The organism is Paenibacillus terrae HPL-003, assembly GCF_000235585.1.
Taxonomy (GTDB): domain Bacteria; phylum Bacillota; class Bacilli; order Paenibacillales; family Paenibacillaceae; genus Paenibacillus; species Paenibacillus terrae_B.
In genome coordinates, this window is record NC_016641.1 from 4,261,810 (window position 1) to 4,284,046 (window position 22,237).

Genomic DNA, 22,237 nt, shown 5'->3' on the forward strand with positions numbered 1-22,237 from the left:
ATTGACATTTTTCAATTTTATATTTTATCATGTAATAAATTGTTATATATAACGTTTTCTTAACGAAGATAACAATTTATATTCCCTCGACGTTTTTCATCAATTTTATCTATGCTACTGGAACATTCAACTCTAAACTTATGGCTTCGGTTCACCCCTAGTTTTAACACTTCTAAGATCACACACTCACATTTCGACTTATTTTACTCACACCACGATAGGCAATTCATAAAATCCTATTCCGTTTTAAATCCTTTTTATTAAATTGTAAATCGATCTTGTTTAACATCGGAACAATTATAACTATATATATGAATTAAACTCGTTAATTGTAAATTAATTCATTTTAAATACATCATTATGGGGAGGGGAACTTCATGGCATAGCGGCTTTATAGCTGCAAAACATTTATTGAAGGACTGCTGTTATTTTGGGAAATGATCTGGAGTTGGACGAGTTTGAAGAATATGAAGCAATTTTTTTGAGAGCCAATAATTATTCCACGGGAGGAATCCGATGAGTAAAAGCCTTGAAATCGAAAAAGTGGCTAATTTGACTCCTTTGCAGGAGGGGATGCTCTTTCATACGGTGATGGAGCCAGAATCACAGGCGTATTATGAGCAGGTGCGGATTACCATCCGAGGAGTGCTGAGCTTGGAAGCTCTGCAAAAGAGCTTTCAAAATTTGGTACAGCGTCATGAATCGCTTCGTTCAAACATTTATCATAAAAGTGCCTCGCGCGCGCGGCTCATTGTGTTTAAGGAGCGGAATGCCACTCTTCGTTATGAGAATTTGACGGATATCCCTGAGATAGACAAAGCTGAAGTTATTCGTAAATATGCAGACACAGTCCGGAATGAACGTTACGATCTGAGTAAAGATTTGCTCGTCCGTTTGACCGTGCTTCAAACTCAGGCGGATGCATATACGTTGCTTTTAAGCTTTCATCATATTATCATGGACGGCTGGTGCCTCGGAATCGTAAAGGAAGAGTTATTTGGTGCTTATGAGACACTGAAAGCGGGGGAACCTGTGCTACTGCCTGTGCCGCAGTCATACACCGACTATGCCCGCTGGTTGGATAAGCAGGATAAGGCTGCAGCCAAGGAGTACTGGCGGTCTATACTGGATGGCTATGATCAGCTGGCAGTATTGCCGACCCTACCTGTATCCCGTGAGCTTCAGGCAGACGTCGGGTACTCTTTATGTGAGCATACAACATCGCTTGCGGAAGAAACGACCCGTCAATTGCGGACTGTAGCCGAACGCAATGGGGCAACCCTCAGTAGCCTGTTTTTGGCTGCGTGGGGGATCGTGTTGGGGGCTTATAACCAAAGTGAAGACGTCGTCTTTGGCACGGTTGTTTCCGGTCGTCCGCCCGCGCTTGAAGGTGTAGAACAGATGTTGGGACTATTCATTAATACCATACCCGTACGAATAAAATTTGATGCGGAACAGTCGTTCTCACACTTGCTTCGTGATGTGCAACAGATGGCCGTTCAATCACAGACGTACGACTATTGCTCACTCGCTGAAATTCAGTCTCAATCAGCGATCAAGCAGCAATTACTGGATCATTTCGTCGTATTTGAAAACTACCCGTTGGAGGATATGATCGGCCAATCTGATCTGGAGGAACGACTTGGATTCATCGTGGAGGACGTTCATCTATATGAAGAAACGCCCTACCACTTCAACATTGAAGTGGAAGACGGAAAAGCACTGAGTTTTATACTTTCCTACAACAGCTTAGTCTATAACAATGAAGCAATGACACGGTTAGCCGGACATCTGGAGCAAGTGCTTGTGCAGATTGCACGGACACCTGAAATCCTGCTGCGGGATATCCGTCTGCTGACCAGCGCAGAAGAGACAGAACTGACGAAGATATGGAGCGGACCCGTTGCCGATTATCCTGCTGGGACGATTCATGAGATATTAGAGGCACAGGCAGAACGTACACCGGAACAGACTGCTGTAATTTACGAAGATATTGCACTGACCTATCGTGAGTTGAACGAACGATCGAACCGACTGGCTCGTACGCTGCGTAGTCATGGTGTGACGGCGGACCGTTTGGTCGGTCTAATGAGTGAGCGTTCGGTGGATATGATCGTTGGGATTTTCGGCATCTTGAAGGCCGGTGGCGCGTATGTGCCTATTGACCCGACGTATCCGGAAGAGCGCATCCGTTACATGCTGGACGACTCGGGAGCACATCTGCTATTGACGCAAAATCATCTGGTGGAGAACGTAGCTTTTAACGGCAAGATACTGGTGCTGAATGGGGAGCCATCTGTATATCACGAGAACGGTACAAATCTGGAGCCAGTGTCTGGATCTAAGGATCTGGCTTACATGATCTACACATCCGGAACTACCGGGCAGCCAAAAGGAGTCATGATTGAGCAAGGCAGTGTTAGCAATCTTGTCCATGCTTTGGTTGAGCGCGTGTACAGCCGTTATGACCAGCCTTTACAGGTGGCGTGGCTGTCAGCGTATGTGTTTGACGCCTCGGTACAGCAGATCTTTGCAAGTCTTCTGTTAGGCCACACTCTGCACGTCGTTTCGCGCGAGGTCAGTTTGAATGGTGAGCAGCTCATCGCATACTACCGGAAGCACCAGATTGACCTATCGGATGGTACGCCAGCACATTTGTATATTTTGAGCGAGACCGTATTGGTAACGGAGGCACCAGGGGTAAGGCATTTTCTGATTGGTGGCGAGGCGTTGTCGGTACAGTTGGTAAACGCATTCCTGCATAAATGGTCCGGGTATCACCCGGTCATCACCAATGTGTACGGCCCCACGGAAACGACGGTAGATGCGACCGCTTATACAATTGAAGATCCAGAAGACCTGAATGTTCTTCTTGAAAAAGGAGCACACACTCTATCCATTGGAACCCCGCTAGTGAACCAGTCGGTGTACATTCTAGATACGCATCAAAAACCGGTGCCGATTGGCGTTGCCGGTGAGCTGTATATCAGTGGTGCAGGTGTAGCACGTGGGTATATGAACCGTGGAGAGCTGACGGCGGAGAAATTTATGAAAAATCCGTTTTCCGGTGGAGTATCTGGCTATGAGCAGATGTATCGGACAGGGGATTTGGCAAGATGGATAGCGGACGGCGATATCGAATATCTGGGGCGGCTCGACCATCAGGTGAAAATCCGGGGGTATCGGATTGAACTGGGCGAGGTTGAATCGCAGTTGCTGAAAGTGGAACGGGTACGGGAAGTAGTAGTGATTGCCCATGCAGACGAAACAGGACAAAAGCAGATGGTGGCGTATTACGTCGCCGCGCAGGAAATCGACGTAGCCGATTTGAGAAGCGAACTAGGCCAGAAAATGCCAAGTTATATGATCCCGTTGTACTTCGTGCAACTGGATCGGATGCCTTTAAGTCCGAACGGTAAAATCGACCGCAAGGCATTGCCAGCACCGGAAGCCAGTCTGCAAAGCGGAGTGGAGCATATCGCAGCACGGACGTGGGTGGAATCGGAATTGGCTCAAATCTGGCAGGACGTGCTGGGCTTGCCGCAAGTTGGCGTGAAGGAAAACTTCTTTGAAATTGGTGGACATTCACTACGGGCGATGACGCTGGTCTCCAAGATTCATAAAGAATTGAACAAATCACTTTCACTACGCAGTATTTTTGAAGCTCCAACAATCGAGCAGTTGGCGGCTGTAATTGAAAGTCTGGATCAAGTGGTGTACGCATCGATTCCGGTGACGGAAGAGCGTGCCTACTACCCGCTGTCCTCTGCACAAAAACGGATGTATGTACTGAACCGAATCGATCCGGATGATGTAAACTACAACATGCCAGCGGTGATCCAGGTAAGTGGCTCTCTGGATGTGAAACGGGTGGAAGAAGCGTTCCGTCAGATAATTTTACGCCATGCAACCCTTCGTACTAGCTTTGAATTGGTGAACGGTGAGCCTATCCAGCGGATTCAGGACACCGTACCGTTCGAAGTGGAGTATATGAAGATAGAAGAACAACAGATCGTAACGGATGTGCTTGCTTTAGAAGTGAAAATAGATTCACTCGTTCGCGCTTTTGTACGTCCGTTTAATCTGCAAACCGCTCCGTTACTGCGGGTAGCATTGGTAGACCTAGCCGTACAAAGAATAGATGAAAAACCGCAGCATCTTTTGATGGTCGACATGCATCATATCATCTCGGACGGTGTGTCGACGGGGGTTCTCACCAACGAATTTGTTCGATTGTATAGCGGTGAGGAGTTGCCTTCACTGCGCATTCAATACAAAGACTACGCCATATGGCAACAAAGCCAGGCGCAACAGGAGTGGATGAAGCGTCAGGAAGCATATTGGCTCAATACTTTCCAGGGTGAGCTGCCTGTGCTGGACTTGCCAACTGATTTTGCCCGCCCAGCGGTGAGGAGTACAGCAGGCGACACGGTGATGTTTGGATTGGAGCGCGAAGTTAGTGAACGCTTGAAAGAGTTGGCGGCGCAAACCGGCTCCACGCTGTACATGGTACTCCTGGCAGCCTACACGGCACTGCTGCATCAGTACACAGGGCAGAAAGATATCATTGTTGGCACCCCAATTGCCGGACGTCCACATGCCGATCTGGAACCCATCATTGGGATGTTCGTCGGAACCCTCGCACTACGCAATTATCCGACCGCAGAGCAGACGTTCCGCAGCTATGTAGAAGATGTGAAAATCCGTGCTTTACAAGCCTACGAGCATCAGGACTATCCGTTTGAGACACTGGTGGATCAGCTGAATGTCAAGCGGGATATGAGCCGAAATCCGGTCTTCGATACGATGGTTGTGCTGCAAAACACCGAGCAAAGCGAGTTGAAGCTCAAAGATCTGAGCTTTCGTCTATACGATATGGAGCAAACTCCAGTGAAGTTTGACCTGACGCTGGAAGCGAGAGAGGAAGAATCCGGAATACAGTTCGGATTGCAGTATGCGACCACGCTGTACCAGCGGGAAACAATTGAGCAGATCACGCGCCACTTTGTACGGTTGGCTGAAGTAATTGCGGCTAGCCCAGATACCACATTGAGTGAGCTGGAATGGATTACAGTGGAAGAAACAGTGGATGTACTGAAAGTGCATCAAGAACGTCAGAAGGCTTCTCGTTACTGGAGTGCATACCTGGATGGATATGAAGAACAGGCCTGTTTGCCACAGGCCAAAATACCAGGTAACACGGAATATAAGGCAGAGCGTCTGGATTTTGATCTGGGCGCAAGCCTGACGGCCGGAATTTGGCAGATTGCCCAACGTGATCAGGTAACGATGAATGCGCTAGTACAAACCGTTTGGGGCATTTTGCTTCAAAAATATAATGGTATGGATGATGTCGTGTTTGGCAGCGTGGTTCTAGAGAGCGCTACGGACATACCGTATGCCGAGCCCGAGATCAGTTCTCCCCTGAATCCGGTACCCGTTCGTATTTGCAGCAACGAGGATAGTCTGTTCTCTGATATGATGAAGCAAAATCAGGAACACTTCAGAGCTTCCCTTCCATATAATATGTATTCGTTGGATGATATCCAAGCGCTGACGGAGCTAAAGCAGGATTTGATCAACCATAGAATTATTTTCGCAAATGCTCCGATGAACGAACAAGTGGAGCAGCGGGGTGACGGTGGAGAGGCCAGCTTAGAAAATGCCGGGTTCGAGTCTGCTGAGCCTAGCAACTATGACTTTAATCTGGTGATACGATCTGGGGAAACCATTCAAACGAGCTTTGGCTACAATGCACGGGCATTTGAGCGCGAGAGTATAGAGCAAATTCAAGGGCATTTGGTGCGATTGCTAGAGCAAGTGGTGGCGAACCCGGAAATCAGGGTGCATGAACTGGATGTGGTGACTGAGTCGGAGCGCGAGCAAATCGTTGGTGTTTGGAGCAATATATCAGCGGAATATCCACGTGAGCAAACGATTCACGAGTTATTCGAAGCGCAAGCAGCGCAGACACCGGAGCAGGCGGCATTGTTTTTCGAGGGAGAGCAACTGACTTACCGCGAATTAAACGAGCGTGCCAATCGTCTGGCTCGTACCTTGCGGAGTCATGGTGTAACGACAGATCGTTTGGTCGGTCTGATGACCGAGCGTTCGATGGATATGGTTGTGGGCATCTTCGCGATATTAAAAGCAGGAGGCGCGTATGTACCTTTAGATCCGACGTATCCAGAAGAGCGTATCCGCTACATGCTTGATAATTCCGGGGCGGACATTTTATTGACACAAAGCCGACTGGCGGAAAAAGTGGCCTTCGACGGCAAAGTGCTGATACTGGATGGAGAACAGGCTGAGAGCGCAACGGCTGCTGTGAATGCACTTTTCACAGATACACAGGCAGCTACATCAAGTGAAAAAGCTAAGAATCGGCTTATCTACACGTCTGTGTATCACGAGGATGGTTCAAATCTGGAACCTGTGTCTGGCTCAAACGATCTAGCGTATGTGATTTATACTTCAGGGACCACAGGACAACCGAAAGGGGTTATGGTAGAGCATCGTGGGCTGTGTAATCTGAAAACTTATTTCGATCAGACGTTACACATAGGTTTGTCAGACCATACGATGTTGTTTGCCAGTTATTCGTTTGATGTCGCTTGCTGGGAAATTTTCCAAGCATTGTTCTGTGGGGCAACGTTGTATGTACCGACGATGGAGACAATTTTGGACTATAAGGAATTTGAACAGTATATCGCAGAGCACCGAATTACTGTTTTGATGTTGCCGCCGACATACGCGGTATATCTGGAACCGAGGCGAATGCCGAACGTGCGTATTCTCCTTACAGCGGGATCGGCGGCAACGACGGAGCTGGTGAACAAGTGGAAGGATTCGGTGGTGTATTACAATGCCTATGGCCCAACGGAAGACTCGATCATAACGTCAATCTGGCCTTTGCCCGAAGATTCAAGCGCAGTTGAGGTGATTTCCATCGGACGTCCGGTGCCGAACCACCGGGTATATGTCGTAGATGTACATGGACATTTAGCACCAGTGAGTGTAGCAGGAGAATTGTGCGTTTCGGGAGACGGACTGGCGCGCGGATATCTACATCGTCCTGAGTTGACGGATGAGAAATTTATACCGAATCCGTTTGCGGACAGAGAAACGGGATATGAGCGGATGTATCGAACGGGGGACTTGGCGAGATGGATGCCGGACGGAAACATTGAGCATCTGGGGCGCATAGACCACCAGGTGAAAATCCGAGGCTACCGGATTGAGCTGGGCGAGGTTGAAGCCAGCATGCTGAAGGTGGAGAAAGTGCAAGAGGTGATCGTTTTGGCTCATGAGGACGAGCAGGGGCAACACCAACTCGTCGCATACTATGTGGCGGAACAGGAAGTGAGTGCAGGTGAGCTACGCAGCTTACTCAGCGAGAAACTCCCGAACTACATGGTGCCTTCGTTCTTCGTACAACTGGAGCAGATGCCACTGACACCGAACGGCAAAATCGACCGTAAAGCGCTGCCTGCACCTGAATTGGCAAGTCATACGGATGTGACATACGTTGCCCCAAAAAATGAAGTGGAACAACAATTGGCGCACCTCTGGCAAGCAGTGCTTGGTGTAGAAAAGGTAGGTATCGACGACAACTTTTTTGAACTCGGAGGTCACTCGTTAAAGGCCATTCAGCTCGTCTCCAAAGCGCAGGAATCAGGTATTTCGTTGGGAATCCATCAAGTATTGCAACATCAAACCATTCGGGGATTGTCCGATCTGTTATCCGTTGACGAAGTTGACACAAACCAAGACACAGGGATCATGGTTTTCACGGAAGCCGAACAATGGATTAGCGAAACCTTCGGCGTACAGGCCATGCTTCAATCTATCCCCATCGATGAACAGGACTATTTGTTTCTGCATGTGCATCCATTCCGGGCAGATCAGGTGGATGAGATGGCAACGCTAATTTCGTCCCATATCCATTCTGACTTGCACCCCCATTATATTGTTCCAATGGGCGAGGGAGACGCAGGCCAAATGCTTAGAACAGGCTCCACAAAAAGCGAGCAAACAGACGATGAGCAGGAAAGAAGCTACAAACATCTGGTGGAGGATTGGATTTTTACAATCGCTAAAATGAATGCGAACTGGAATGAAAATATACTCAGCACAGAGGCTGTCCATCGTTTTCCTCTGGCACCTGCTCAGCATTACCATCTGCTACACCCTGCCTCCTCGGGTACAGTGATCCGGCTCGACCACTACGTGGATGTGGAGCGTCTGTCCACAGCGGTTCGGCAGTTGATTCATCGTCATGAATTACTGAGAAGTGTGCTTTCACAATCGGATGGCATCTGGGAATGGGAAGTAAAAGCAACACCGGAGCACATTTCCTTACCCTTTGTAGATCTTTCGGTCTATCCGGTACAGACACAACATCAGTTCCTTTCATCCATCATGTCGAACCTTTATTTTGAACCATATGAACAGATTCAATCTCTTCAATACAGGATAGTGCTGGTTCGGTTGAATTTGCGGGACCATCTGCTGCTACTTCCATGCTCACACATCATTTATGATGGCACGAGCGGCGTAGTTCTGCAAAGCCAGCTCTTTGAAGCATACGATCATATGCAGCAGGCGGAGACAGCAGAAGGGTTCCATTACCGGGATTATGTCGATTATATCCGCCAAGGCCCTAAGGAAATCAGCGATCAGCAAATTGTGGGGCAATTCAAGCTTCAGGCGTTTGGAGACAATAATAGCCACATTCACGCACGAACCCGGGAATACAACTATGCTAAATCTACCCAATATAGCTGGGAATTGAAGTTACATGATGTTCCAACACAGGATGGGGCTGCAAGTCTGTGGAATATCACGTTGCACATGGCGTTCCAGTTCTTTAGCGGCTATTTTGAACAGCTAGAAGTTCCAATATGGTTGACGCAGTATGGAAGACAGTATGGGGATCGGAACTACTTTGGGTCGGTGGGAGAATATATTGATCATATTCCAGTCTTACTCCATAAGGAAGGGATGATATCCTATGAGAACGATATTCAGAGACTACTGGATATCGCAGCAAATCATCACTTGAATTTCTTAAATCTGATCTTTAACAAAGAGATGGAACCCGCTTACCCACAATCCAGCAGCATCCTAAAAAAGGGACTTGAACAGTTGCCTATCGTGTTCAACTACTTGGGTGAAATGCAGGAAGACATAAACATGCTCAGCGCTTTGAATACTGGAAGGGAGCAGGTTGGCGGGGGAAAAACGATTTTCTTTGAGTCTACACATACAGGAAGTGGTCTTCAAATTTCTCTAATCCTTCCGTATGAGGAAGATCGTGAAGATATCCATCGAATCTTCCAAGCTGCAAATGATAAAATTCTATCCGATCTGACCGTAACCAAGTAAGGAACTGAGATGTATTACTTCAAGGGAAATATAGGATAGTAATCAAGGGAATAAGTTTGAGCCTGTCCGTCATACGAAAAATGCCAGGTCCTAATCATAGGACTTGGCATTTTTCATCATAATCTTGAGAAAAATATCAGATTGTACGTACATGATATTTTATCTATGAATACCGCTGCAACTATACTTATTTCCTGACAGGAGGAATTTTTAATTATGAAACCGTTTGAAGTGGCACTCAAGCCGGTTCTGACAAATTCCGGCGCGATTCGTCGTCTCATTTAGTAGTCCGTTTTGGTGACAATATGCGTGAAGATGGAAGATTACACATATCATTTGGAACCGGGCAATGAACTGAATTTGGGTTCTCATATGTTGGAGGTATGTCCGACGATTGCTGTGAACAAACCGCGTATTGATGTTCAACCGTTGGGTATTGGTGGCAAAGCCGATCCGGCTCGTCTTATTTTTGAAGGCAAACCGGGTCCGGCGCTCGTAGCATCCATCATTGAGCTGGGAGGACGTTACCGTCTGATCATTAACCAAATTCATGGTACGGAAATAAAAACCAAATGCCGAAACTGCCTGTAGCCAGCGTTTTGCGGAAACCAGAGCCTTCGCTGGAAGTGTCTGCAGAAGCATGGATTCATGCGGGTGGAGCGCATCATACGGTGTTGTCCTATGCTGTAACCACTGAGCAATTGCTGGATTACGCAGAGCTGACAGGCATAGAAGCTGTCGTCATTGACAACAACACGAACATCCGTCAGTTCCGTCAGGAGCTGCAATGGAATGAACTGTACTGGCGTAATAAATAATGGATGCAATAAATAAACAAGCTTCTTGTTGAAGCAGCTTATTCATAGGGTTTATCAGCGAACAGCCGCATGCTATGAAGCTGTTTTGCGTAAGTTGTACCTTGTATAAAACACTTATTTAAAATTAACATTTGACAATGAGAATCATTATCAAATATTATTTGAGTAATAGGGAATGAATGCATTCCATATGTCAAACAAAAGTGAGGGATGAACTTGGGTAAAATCATGATTGCTTATGCCAGTATGACTGGTAATACAGAGGAAATCGCAGAATTGATCGCCGAAGGCGTCCGCCAGGCAGGACATGAGGCGGAGTTGAAGGCTTCGTATGATTGCAGTGCGCAGGAACTGCTCGGTTATGACGGGTTCCTGTTGGGTGTATATACATGGGGAGATGGTGAGCTTCCTGATGAATTTTTAGATTTTTATGAGGAACTGGATGAGCTTGATCTGTCCGGTAAAAAGACCGCTGTATTTGGCAGCGGTGATACATCCTATACGCAATTCTGCGGCGCGGTTGACCTGGTAGAGGAAAAAGTCAAAGAACGCGGCGCAACTGTTATTCAGGAGAGCTTGAAGATCGAATTCAACCCACTGGACGATGAGAAGGAAAATTGCCGGGCTTACGGAAGACAATTTGCACAGGCTGGTATTGGGGTGTCCTGAGAAGAGAGCGAGGGATAGGTATGCGCAACAGCGATAGCTTAAGCGGCTTTCCTCTTCTGCACGACTATCAGCTTGAGGAGATGTGGAGAACTCCGCAGTCTACCCGTCAATCGCAGGGAAAACGCGGGCGTGAAGGCTGGAATTGGAGGCAACGGGTTCAATATGCGATAGGGCATGCGCTAAATGAATACTTCGGAATGGAAGTAGAGGTGCGGCGGGAAATCCCGGTCCAGTACGTGCTGGAGAAATGGTGGCCCACACAGCCAATCGGCTTCGAATCGTTGTTCCATTACTGGGACGTCAAAAATAAAGTGTCAGGCGAGCTGTCTAAAATTTGTGCGTTAAATAGGGACTTGTCAACGCCGGTGATGTTGTACGAGCAATTTTGCACGCCGGTCCCTGAGCTTGAGGTCGACATTTCGCTTATTGTGCAGGCTGCCTGGCAACTGTCAGCTGGAGCCGACTCCTTACTGATTCAGAAGTACATCGTGGATTATAATCCCAACGTTATTCATACATTTCAACATTTGACGAATGTTTTTTGTTATTATGCATTTGGTGCTCTTCCGCAGCTTATTGAGGTCTACTGTTTGCTGGAAGGCAAAAAAGTCCGCTTTATCCCGGGTCCTGCTTCTTTACAGCAATCTCTGGATTACGTTCGGTTATTGCGGGACTCCAGAGAGGATGTACACGCGTCAACAGAACGATGTCGTTGCGGAGCCTGCATAGGGGAACAACGAACACAGGGCAATAGCAGACGGTTATTGGGACCCTTGCTTTTTTCTTAGTACATTTTTTAAACCCTTTAAATGTGAATAATACCTTTTCGTTGAAGGAGCCTTGGAAAGCAAGGCTCTTTTTTTATAAAATTTTTTTTGAAAAACTGAAAATTTATATTGCCTGAATAGATAAATATAACTATAATACTTCAATGTACGATATTTATATGAAAATATTTAAATATAAAAGGAGACGGTGTGTGTGAGCATAGACAAGGATTGCCTACGTACATAGATAATGTTCTTTCTTTTGCATGGTATGCTGCCATGTGCTTATTTTACGTTCACGGTTTGGTTTGATGGCCTAATATTTCAAAATTAAAATATTAGCGTTGAATAATAAAATTTTTTGGACAACAGGGGTGGAAGAAGTGAGTAAGAAAACCGTACTGCCAATTCTCATCGTACTGCTCATTCTGAGCGGCGGAACCATTGGCTACTATTATTGGTATCAGGCAACACACTTTGTTAAGAGTGACGATGCGCGTATTCAAGCGGATCAATATAAGGTAATGCCGCAAATTTCCGGAGAGATTACACACATTGATGTGGAGGAAGGCGATGTTCTTCAGCGCAATGAACCGATTGCCGAGCAGGATGTATCGGGGCTGGATTCCAGCATGATCAGCAAGTCCGTACTGCGTGCGCCGATCAATGGTACCGTTATTAAGATTTATTCGAAGGAGCATGAAATCGGTTCTCCAGGCAGTGCTGTTGCGACCATGGTTGATATGAACAGTCTGTATGTCTCCACGAATATTGAAGAAACCGATATTGACCGCATTAAACCGGGACAGCTCGTTGACATTACGCTTGATGCAGCAGGTGACAAGACGATTCAAGGCAAGGTTCGCAAAGTGGGCGAAGCCTCAAATGCAGTGTTCTCGCTCATTCCTGCGGTAAACACAAGCGGTAACTTTAACAAGGTGACCCAGCGTGTGCCTGTAGAAATTGCTGTTAACAAGCCGAAGGATATGAAGCTCATTCCAGGAACCAACGTGGAAGTTAAAATCCATACATCTTAAAAAGGAGGGGTCCATGTGGCTGCCAATGAAACTGCTGCTGCTCCTTCGACAGATTCTTCCAAAGAACGCTGGCTTGCTTTTTTTGCCATCGTTTTAGGCGCCTTTGTCGCCATTCTGAACAACAGTCTGATCAATGTCGCCATTCCTCGATTGACGACGGACTTAGGATCAACGACGACACGTATTCAGTGGGTTATTACAGGTTACACGCTTGCATCCGGCGTAATCGTCCCGATTACCGGATATATGGAGCAGCGTATCGGATATAAAAAATTCTTGATTCTTGCGCTAAGCGTGTTCTCGCTGGGAACGGGAGTATGTATTTTTGCATGGAGTGATTCTTCTCTGATCGCCGCGCGTGTGCTGGCTGGTCTGGGCGGCGGTGTCATTATGCCGCTAAGTATGACGATTATTTACAAAATCATGCCGCGTGAACAAATCGGTATGTCCCTTGGTATATGGGGGATCGCTGCAATGGCAGCGCCAGCTGTAGGACCTACGCTGAGCGGATACTTAATTGAATGGTTTAACTGGCGGTTCTTGTTTATTGTCAGTCTGCCTGTAGCTTTATTTGCAATTTTAATGGTCATACTCCTAATCAAAGAGCCACCTAAAGCAACACCGAAGCCGTTTGATTTGCCGGGCTTTTTGCTGGCCGCAACTTGTGCAGGGACGCTCCTGTACGCACTAACTAACGGGCAGCATGATGGCTGGACTTCTTTTAAAATTGTATCTCTACTGTTCGTCGCCTTCTGGGCGCTTGTCTTTCTTATTTATGTGGAAAGCGGAAAAGACAATGCTGTAATTGAAATTTCATTATTCAAGAATTCAAAATATACGATTAGTGTTATTGCCTCCAGTCTGGTCATGATGGGGATGTACGGAGGAACGTTTTTGACACCGTTGTTTTTGCAAAATATTCAGCATGTGTCACCAATCGATACCGGAATCATCCTCATTCCACAGGCGATTGCAATGGCGGCTATGATGCCGATTGCCGGGCGGCTATTTGATAAGTTCGGCATTGTGCCCTTGGGGCTTGTTGGCCTGACGCTGACCAGCTTCATGACATATCATTTGCATCAGCTTACGCCGGACACACCTCATATTTGGCTGGAAACGGTAATGGCATTCCGGGGTCTGGGAATCGGCATTTGTATGATGCCATTGTCTACGGTCGGTATGAATGCTGTTCATCCGAGTAAGGTAGCGAATGCGTCTACAGCATCCAATCTGGTGCGTACCGTTGCAGCATCTATGGCTATTGCAGTGCTGACAGCGATTATGCAAAGTCGTTCGGCAGCTCATGCCCAACAAATTTCGGAGACAGTTACACCGGACGCGGCTCATGCGCTGCAAGCGACGTTGGGCAGTTCTTGGGTGTCATCTATAAGTGGTTTAATCACGCTGGATGCCACATCAAGAGGGATTGGGGATACGTTCCTCATTTCATCCATACCGCTGTTTTGCACGATTCCGCTAATCTTTTTGTTTATTCAAAGGAAGAAAGCAAAGACACAGCCGGAGGCTTAATAAAAAGTACTACAAAATATCGACTGGATGGCTTACATTATTTCCAAGGACAGAAAGAAAGGGAATTATCATGAAAATATTGAGAGTAGAAAGTACATTAGCGGCCTTAGTGCTCGGCGGCGCAGTGCTGGCAGGCTGCTCCAGTAATAGCGGAGCGGCGCAGGATATGGTCGTTCCTGTCAAGATCAGCCAAGCGCAGCAGGGTATCATTGGGCAAGGGAACATTTATACGGGAACGGTAACACCTTCGGAGACGGTGAATATCGTTCCAAAAGTGGGCGGTAAAGTAGTTGAACTGCCTGTGGATATTGGCTCAGAGGTCAAAAAAGGTCAAGTGCTGTTCAAGCTTGATGACAAGGACACGCGGAATAATGTAGCGAAAGCCCGCGCAGCAGCAGCAGCAGCAGCAGCAGGAGTGAGTTCTGCTCAGGCATCTCATGAATCGACGATGGTTCAAGCCAACTCGGGCGTAGTACAATCCAAAAGCGGCGTGATTCAGTCCCAAAGCGCAATCAACCAGGCGCAGGGAGCCATTAATCAGGCCACTACAGCCGTAGAACAGGCGACACACGGCGTCTCCTCGGCGGCCAATACGGTGAAGCAAACGCAGCAAGCGCTGGCGGATGCTCAGAAAAATGTAACGCGTACTCAAAGCCTGTTTGATGCGGGTGCGAGTACTCAAGCACAATTGGAACAAGCGAAAACAGCCGTTGTGAACGCAGAAGCGGCATACAACAATGCGCAAAACGCACAGGCTAATGCCCAGGACCAACTGGTGGCTGCTCAGAAGGCGCTCACTACGGCCCGTAACAGCTACGATTCAGCAAAAAACAGCTACAGTAATGCTAACAGCGGCTACAGCAATGCACAAAATCAACTGAAGGTATCTCAAAATACAGCGGTTATCGAGTCCAGCCAACAGTCTCTCAAGCAGGCTCAGCTAAATGTAAGCATCGCTCAGGACGCACTCGACGACACAGTGATTACATCACCGATTAACGGTATTGTAGGTACGAAAAATGCAGAAGTAGGCGAAATGGTATCCGCTCAGGCTCCTGCGCTGGTCATTGCCAACCTGAGCACAGTTAATACACTGATCTATGTACCGGCTGAGCAGATCAACAATGTAAAAGCAGGCGACAAGGTACAGGTACGTGTAGCAGCTTCCAATATTGTGACAACAGGTACAGTTAAAAATGTAAGCCCGTTGGACGCAAGTGGAAAAGGATATCCTGTGAAAATTTCGGTGGCTAATCCGGACGTGAAGCTGAAGTCCGGCATGCTGGCTGATATCAGCTTTGTCGCTGCGAATGCACAAGAAGGTATTGTCGTTCCTACCGCAGCGATTCAAAAGGATCAAGGTAAGCAATATGTATACGTTGTGAATGGTGACCATGCGAAACGCAAGGAAGTGAAGACGGTTCAGACGACAGGCTCCCAAACACTGGTTACCAGTGGCTTGAGCAACGAAGAGAACGTAATCGTGAATAATCTGGCGTTGCTGTCTGATAACTCACCGATCACCATTAGCCAATAATTCGGCTTCAAAATTTGTTGTATTATATATTAGAGATTTATTAGGGAGTATAGGCGCAGGGCAGACTGGAGTAATTTTACCGGCTGCCCTGTTTTAGTTTCTTTGCGCACATTTTACATAGGATTGATGTCGGTAGGGGTCTATTTTTGACGAACATTGGTATGATAGGATAGACTAAACTGGAAATAGATAGTTTATGAGATAGGGGTTTATTACATTTTCAGATCAGTGATCGGAGGTATTACGAGATGGAAGTAAAGCTGGTTGTGGATTATGAAGCTTATGAGAATGGTCAAACGATGGCTAAGTCTATTGAAGAACTGGCAGTCAAGCCAGAGAGTGTGGAAATTACGGATTTGATTATTGGAGACTGGGGCGGAGCCTACGAACAATCGCCGGAGGATTTTATTCCGGTGCTGGTAAAGCACAAAGATGAATTTCCGAAGCTGCGTAAGCTGTTTATCGGTGATATGGAATATGATGAGTGTGAGGTTTCGTGGATTAACCAGACGAATCTGTCCCCGCTGTTGGAGGCGTTTCCAGCATTGGAATCCTTTTATGTCAAAGGAAGTCAGGACCTAAGCCTGGAACCGATGCGGCATAGCCACCTTCAGGAATTGGTTATTATTTGCGGCGGTTTGCCTGCGAGTGTCCTTCAGGAGATTCGTAATGCCGAGCTGCCTGAGCTGCGCAAGCTGGAGTTGTATTTGGGCGTGGATCAATACGGCTTTGACGGTGGTCTGAAGGATGTATTACCGTTCCTGAACGACAATCCTTTTCCCAAGCTTACCTATTTGGGACTGAAGGATAGTGAAATACAGGATGAAATCGCGATTGCTGCGGCAAGCGCACCTGTGATTGGACAACTGGAGATACTGGATCTGTCTCAAGGCACGTTGTCCGATAAAGGGGCAGAGGCACTACTGGCTAGTGAAAGCATCAAAGGGCTGAAGCATCTGGATTTGAGCTATCATTATATGTCTGATGAAATGATGAAACGTTGGAAAAGCTCAGGACTGTCTGTGAACGTGGAAGATCAGCAGCAAGCGGACGAGGAAGATGATTGGCGTTATCCATCGTTGACTGAGTAATCTATAAAGAGGACTCTCTACGATCGGGCCTTATTCAAAAATTAAAGTGAGGCGGCTTTATGGTTGGGATATCAGACAGCAATGTCAGCGAGCCGTTTATTTTGTTCGGCAATCCGGGGAATCGGCGGACCACAGGACTACAGGAGGCGCGAAGCAGATTGAAGCTGCCGACAGCTCTTGAGATTTCCTATAAAAATGTGCTGGAAGCCATCCGTGAGAAACAAAGTTTGGGTGAACTGGTGGCCCGAATAGCTGGACAGTCTGCGTCAGACAGTGTAAATGCTAGTGTTTATGTGCAAGAGAGCATCCGTCAGTTACAGACGGGGCGGGCGGACATTAGTCCGCTGCTTCGTCTGGATGCACCGGGTGAAAGTTTTGAGGTAGAGCGTGAATTGATTGCTTTGGGAGCCCCGGATGCGGTGGGAGACGATTCTTTGTTGCCGTGGGCGCAATTAGCACATAGCCCAGGAATATTGGCGGCAGAAGCGCGAGGCCTGCTGGAGCAGCACGGTCGTATTTGGCACCCGGCACAATGGTTCCGGGGCTATTGCCGTCTGCTGGCGTGGCTACGGCAAGAAGCGGCCCTGCTATGGCCCTCGTCGCGCTGGATGAATGATCCGGCGGAAGTGGCTGTGATGTTCGACAAACGGCGTTGCAGCGCCGTATTGAACAAAGCGGGCATAAGGGTTCCGCCTGTGCTTGCACCACCAGACGGTACCTTTCGTCATGTTGCTGATCTACACGCAGCGATGAAGGAGAGCGGGGTTCACCGTCTGTTTGTGAAAATATTTTGCGGGTCCGGTGCTTCTGGTGTAATAGCCTATCAGGTGCATCCGCGGACACGAGCAGAACTGGCGGTAACCACCATTGGAACGGAAATCGTACACGGACAGCGTGTGTATTACAATGCCGGACGCTTGCGTCGTTATACGGACAAGCAGGATATTCATGCCATCCTGGGCTGGCTATGCTCGGAAGGGGTGCATGTGGAGCGCTGGATACCTAAAGCGAGTCTGAGCGGACGTGTTTACGATGTACGCCAGCTCGTTTGTGGATCAGAGGCTTGTCATGCCGTTTTGCGTTTGAGTCGGAGTCCGATTACGAATCTGCATTTACGCAATGATCGGCTCTTGCTGGAGGACGCCGGGTTGCCGCAGGATACGGTAGAATCGGTGCAGCAGACTGCGGAAGCCGCGATGAGCACTTTTCCGGCCTCTATGGTCGCTGGGCTGGATGTTCTGGTTCCGGCGCATGGCGGTCGTCCATACGTGCTGGATGTAAATCCGTTCGGCGACCTGCTATACCGGGTAAAACATCAGGGCTGGAATCCTTATGAATGGGAAATGCTGCATCTCGCCAATGGGACTGCAACTGTGGAAAGGAAAGACTTGTTATGACCGATATGAACCAGATTGTCGGTTCTCATGATATTGTCATGATTACGCTCGACACGCTGCGTTACGATGTAGCCAAGCTGGAGGAAGAGAACTGTCCGAATCTGTGCGGTTCCGGGCCGTGGGAAAAACGTCATACGCCGGGCAGCTTTACCTATGCTGCACATCATGCGTTTTTTGGCGGATTCTTGCCTACACCAGCCAATACGGATAAGGCCTCTCACATACGGCTGTTTCATACAAAAGATACGGGACTGCGAACGCATCCGCATACGTGGCTGTTTGATGCACCGGATATTGTATCCGGGCTGGCGGGTGAGGGCTACCGGACTATCTGCATCGGCGGCGTTATTTTTTTTACGAAAAAAAACAAGCTTGCCAAGGTGTTGCCGGGGTATTTTCAGGAAAGCTACTGGCGTATGACCTTTGGCGTTACGAATCCCCGTTCGACGGAGCATCAGGTGAATCATGCCCTAAAGCTGCTGGAGAAGGCGGACCCGGCGCAGCGGCTGTTTTTGTTCCTGAATGTATCAGCCATTCATGGCCCTAATCACTATTTTCTGGAGGGCTCAGCCAAGGATTCAGTGGAGTCTCAACGTGCAGCCTTGCGTTATGTGGATGGGCAGCTTGGGCGTTTGTTCGACGCTTTACGAAACCGGGGGAAGACATTTTGCCTGGCCTTTTCCGATCATGGTACGGCTTATGGGGAAGATGGCTACGAAGGTCATCGTCTAGCTCATGAGGTAGTATGGAATGTGCCTTACCGCGAATTTGTGTTGTAGGGTACAAAAAATTTTAGATTGCACTGGTAAAATGTAAAGAATCAATCCAGCGCGAGGAGGGAGCAGAAATGAAAGCCATGAATCTGAATCACTCGCTTCTAACGGGAGCAGGAGCCAATCCCTCTGCGGGGCTGGACACAGGCTTGACATCAAGGTCTCCATGGCCTGAGAACCCTGTTGAATGGGCACGCACGATCCGTGAAGCTCCCTACCGCTCCTATTTGTACTCTTACCCGCATAAAACGGCCTATCGGTCGTTTGATACACCGCTCTCAATGCAAGAGTTGTGGGAGAAGGAGGAGCTGGAGAGCTATTTTTTGTATATGCATATTCCGTTTTGCGCGGCTCGTTGCGGATTTTGCAACCTGTTCACTTTGCCAGACAAGCGGCTAGATGTGCATAAGGAATATGTGGATGCGCTTGAAAGACAAGCTCGCCAATGGGCACCAATCATGGGGGGGCGGCCGTTTTCACGCTTTGCCATCGGCGGTGGTACGCCAACCTTGCTGGAGGCTCCTTTGGTCGAGCGATTGTTTGACATTGCGGAAAATCTGATGGGTTTAGACCCTGAACATGCTTCCATTTCGGTGGAAACGTCGCCGGATACGGTAACTGAAGATCGGCTGGAGGTGCTCAAGCGTCGCCGAACGGATCGTGTCAGCATGGGGATCCAGAGCTTTGTGGAGTCGGAGAGTGCGGCCATATACCGCCCTCAGAAGCCCAAGCTTGTGCGTGAAGCGCTTGCGCGGCTGGTGGAATACGATTTTCCGTTGTTGAACGTGGATCTGATCTATGGCCTTCCCGGTCAAACGGAGGAAACCTGGCTGTATTCTCTGGAAGAGGCATTATCTTACGCACCGGGTGAAATTTTTATTTACCCATTATACATTCGGGAAAATACGATTTTAAAGCCGGGCTATACCGGGCTGGATCATGATATTCGTTTAAGCTTGTACGAAGTAGCACGTGAAAGACTCAAACAGGCGGGATATGTACAATATTCCATGCGCCGTTTTGCCAAAAATGATGATGCACCCGGCAAGGAGCTGTTGCCATATAGCTGTCAGGAGGAGGGCATGGCCGGTCTGGGCTGTGGTGCGCGCTCCTATACGCGTAATGTCCACTATGCCAGTCGATACGGTGTTAGTGCAGCGGCAACGCGCAGTATTATTGCTGATTATGTCGCCGCCGAGCGTCATGATCTGGCTGACTACGGCTTTATTTTAAATGTGGAGGAGAGCAAGCGGCGTTTTATCCTGAAGGCACTCCTCCATCGTGAAGGTCTGGAGCTATCTGCCTACGCCACGCGCTTCGATGCGTCTCTGGCGGATGATTTTGCAGGAATGTCCTTGCTATTGGAATCAGGTATGGCGGTGGTTGTGGACGACACACTGCGACTGACCGAGGAAGGAATGGCTTATTCCGATGCGATTGGCGACTGGATGATATCCACGGCAGTACGAGAACGGATGGAAGGCTACATAGGCGCATGAGAGCAACCCTATACTATCGTGGCTCGTTGACTTCGTGCAACTATGCTTGTCCTTACTGCCCGTTCAGCAAAAACGTGGACAGCCGTGAGACATTGGACAAGGATCGGGCGCAACTGGAGCGTTTTGCCGATTGGGTACGGGAACAGGGAACTTTGGGGCATCGACTATCCATATTTTTTAATCCGTATGGAGAAGCTCTGATTCATTCCTGGTACCGTAAGACCATGATTGAGTTCTCCCATATGGCGCACGTGGATAAAGTGGCTGTACAGACGAACCTGTCCGCTAAGCTGGATTGGGCCAGAGAACTGAATCCGAGGACGGCTGCGCTGTGGGCGACGTATCATCCGGGAGAGACGAAGGAGCAGGCTTTTATATCTCAATGTAAAAAGTTATATGAACTTGGTATTTCCTACAGTGTCGGCACCGTGGGATTGAGACAGGCCTTTCCCGCTATTCATTCCTTGCGATCGCAGCTTCCGAAGGAGGTATATTTGTGGGTCAACGCTTACAAGGATCGACCACATTATTATACCGAAGCCGAGGTTGCTGGATTAACTGCTATAGATCCCTATTTTCAATGGAATTTGCAGGATTACAGTAGTCAGGGGCGGGCGTGTCGCGCTGGAGAGGATGTATTTTACGTACAGGGTGACGGACGTGTAAAACATTGCTACCAGGATCGACGAGTACTTGGTCACTTGTACAGAGATGGCCTTGAAGGACTAAGTGCCAAGCGTCCGTGCCGTATGAAGGAATGCGGCTGTTATATCGGGTACATTCATATGGAGGAGCAACCGTTTCGGGAAATGTACGGTAGTGGTCTGCTCGAAAGGGCGCCCCAGGTTCCGGTATCGTCAGTTTCACACATTTAGCTAATGTCCTATAGAACGCAAAAAAAAGAACCGACCCTTGCATCAAGCGAAGGTCGGTTCTTCCGTTTCATTGCATATTATGTTAGTTGACCCTATGCGTTATTCCATCAAGTCTCGACAATGGCCGTAATTTCTTCGTCCAGATCCAGTCTGACCTGCTCGCGATAGGCACGGATATTGTGCTCGGAATGCAGGTATCTCAGGATGGCCTCAATCATGTTGGCCTCCACCAGATACTGACTGCGGCCCTGTACATGGACCTCTGCCGAGTATCCTGTATCCTCTTCCCAGCTTAATTCTACTGTCACATCAGTGGGCTGGACCCCTTTGCGTTCAGCCATATGCAGACAGATGGCGTTAACAATTTCATCCATACTTAAAATCATAACTTAGTAACGTCCTCCACGGGAATCATCAGGTCTGCGACGATTTTTAATGGCACGGTAGATACCTACCCCGACCATGATCAGGACGTATATAGCGAGAACGTTGACCGCAAGGCCGAGCAAGCTGCCCAGTGCGCCCATATTGCCGAACAGTCCGCCGAAAAGCATACCTGCCAAACCACCCAGCATCATGCCTTTCAGGAATCCGCCGCCACCGCCAAGAAATCCACCCGTTCTGCTTGTATTACCCGCAGTTGCACTGGATTTGGTTCCGCTATCAGACTTGTTGACGCCGTTGTTGTTCGTGGCCTTGCTTGGTGTAGATTGGTACGTTTTTGGCCCGGATTTAAATCCACCGCTTCGCCTCGCGTCAGCTGTAGATGGTGCGACCATAACAATCAGCAGGGTAAAAGCCATCATCAGCATCATCATATTTTTCAAAGTAAATGTTTTTTTCATGTAAATATA

The 22,237-nt window shown here is 48.2% G+C and carries 12 protein-coding genes and 2 pseudogenes; 12 read left to right on the plus strand and 2 right to left on the minus strand.

Features of this window, described 5'->3' with window-relative positions; genetic code table 11:
- Positions 1-516: 516 nt before the first annotated feature.
- The 12 genes and pseudogenes from HPL003_RS19280 to HPL003_RS19340 form a co-directional block, all read left to right on the plus strand.
- A pseudogene (locus HPL003_RS19280) lies at positions 517-9,387 on the plus strand (non-ribosomal peptide synthetase); the annotation flags it as partial.
- A 315-nt stretch (positions 9,388-9,702) separates the two neighbouring features.
- Positions 9,703-10,205 (plus strand): annotated as a pseudogene (locus HPL003_RS27790) (L-arabinose isomerase); the annotation flags it as partial.
- A 210-nt stretch (positions 10,206-10,415) separates the two neighbouring features.
- Positions 10,416-10,874 carry a flavodoxin gene (locus HPL003_RS19295; protein ID WP_043922447.1) on the plus strand — a complete coding sequence of 153 codons (459 nt, stop codon included), beginning with the start codon at positions 10,416-10,418 and terminating at the stop codon, positions 10,872-10,874.
- 20 nt (positions 10,875-10,894) lie between these two features.
- Complete coding sequence (locus HPL003_RS19300; RefSeq protein ID WP_014281415.1) at positions 10,895-11,662, plus strand: hypothetical protein; 768 nt, start codon at positions 10,895-10,897, stop codon at positions 11,660-11,662.
- 362 nt (positions 11,663-12,024) lie between these two features.
- On the plus strand, positions 12,025-12,678 hold the full coding sequence (locus tag HPL003_RS19305) for an HlyD family secretion protein (RefSeq protein ID WP_014281416.1): 654 nt from the start codon (positions 12,025-12,027) through the stop codon (positions 12,676-12,678).
- A gap of 15 nt (positions 12,679-12,693) precedes the next feature.
- The gene (locus HPL003_RS19310) at positions 12,694-14,211 is read left to right on the plus strand and encodes a DHA2 family efflux MFS transporter permease subunit (RefSeq protein WP_014281417.1); all 1,518 of its coding nucleotides are present in this window, start codon (positions 12,694-12,696) and stop codon (positions 14,209-14,211) included.
- A gap of 70 nt (positions 14,212-14,281) precedes the next feature.
- Positions 14,282-15,748 carry an efflux RND transporter periplasmic adaptor subunit gene (locus HPL003_RS19315; protein WP_014281418.1) on the plus strand — a complete coding sequence of 489 codons (1,467 nt, stop codon included), beginning with the start codon at positions 14,282-14,284 and terminating at the stop codon, positions 15,746-15,748.
- Positions 15,749-15,996: 248 nt separating this feature from the next.
- A complete protein-coding gene (locus HPL003_RS19320; protein ID WP_014281419.1) occupies positions 15,997-16,839 on the plus strand; it encodes an STM4015 family protein in 843 nt (280 codons plus the stop codon).
- Between the two features lie 59 nt (positions 16,840-16,898).
- On the plus strand, positions 16,899-18,236 hold the full coding sequence (locus HPL003_RS19325; protein ID WP_014281420.1) for an STM4014 family protein: 1,338 nt from the start codon (positions 16,899-16,901) through the stop codon (positions 18,234-18,236).
- On the plus strand, positions 18,233-19,015 hold the full coding sequence (locus tag HPL003_RS19330; RefSeq protein ID WP_014281421.1) for an STM4013/SEN3800 family hydrolase: 783 nt from the start codon (positions 18,233-18,235) through the stop codon (positions 19,013-19,015). Before HPL003_RS19325 ends, HPL003_RS19330 begins: the two co-directional genes overlap by 4 nt.
- A 68-nt stretch (positions 19,016-19,083) precedes the next feature.
- A complete protein-coding gene (locus HPL003_RS19335; RefSeq protein WP_014281422.1) occupies positions 19,084-20,508 on the plus strand; it encodes an STM4012 family radical SAM protein in 1,425 nt (474 codons plus the stop codon).
- Positions 20,505-21,383: an STM4011 family radical SAM protein gene (locus HPL003_RS19340; RefSeq protein ID WP_014281423.1), complete on the plus strand. Its 879-nt coding sequence runs from the start codon at positions 20,505-20,507 to the stop codon at positions 21,381-21,383. Before HPL003_RS19335 ends, HPL003_RS19340 begins: the two co-directional genes overlap by 4 nt.
- Before the next feature lie 107 nt (positions 21,384-21,490).
- Here the strand turns inward: HPL003_RS19340 and HPL003_RS19345 are convergent, their stop codons facing one another.
- Both HPL003_RS19345 and HPL003_RS19350 read right to left on the minus strand, forming a co-directional pair.
- Positions 21,491-21,769: a YxcD family protein gene (locus HPL003_RS19345; RefSeq protein WP_014281424.1), complete on the minus strand. Its 279-nt coding sequence runs from the start codon at positions 21,767-21,769 to the stop codon at positions 21,491-21,493.
- Between the two features lie 3 nt (positions 21,770-21,772).
- Positions 21,773-22,228, minus strand: coding sequence for a hypothetical protein (locus HPL003_RS19350; RefSeq protein ID WP_014281425.1), 456 nt, complete (start codon positions 22,226-22,228; stop codon positions 21,773-21,775).
- Positions 22,229-22,237 lie beyond the last annotated feature (9 nt).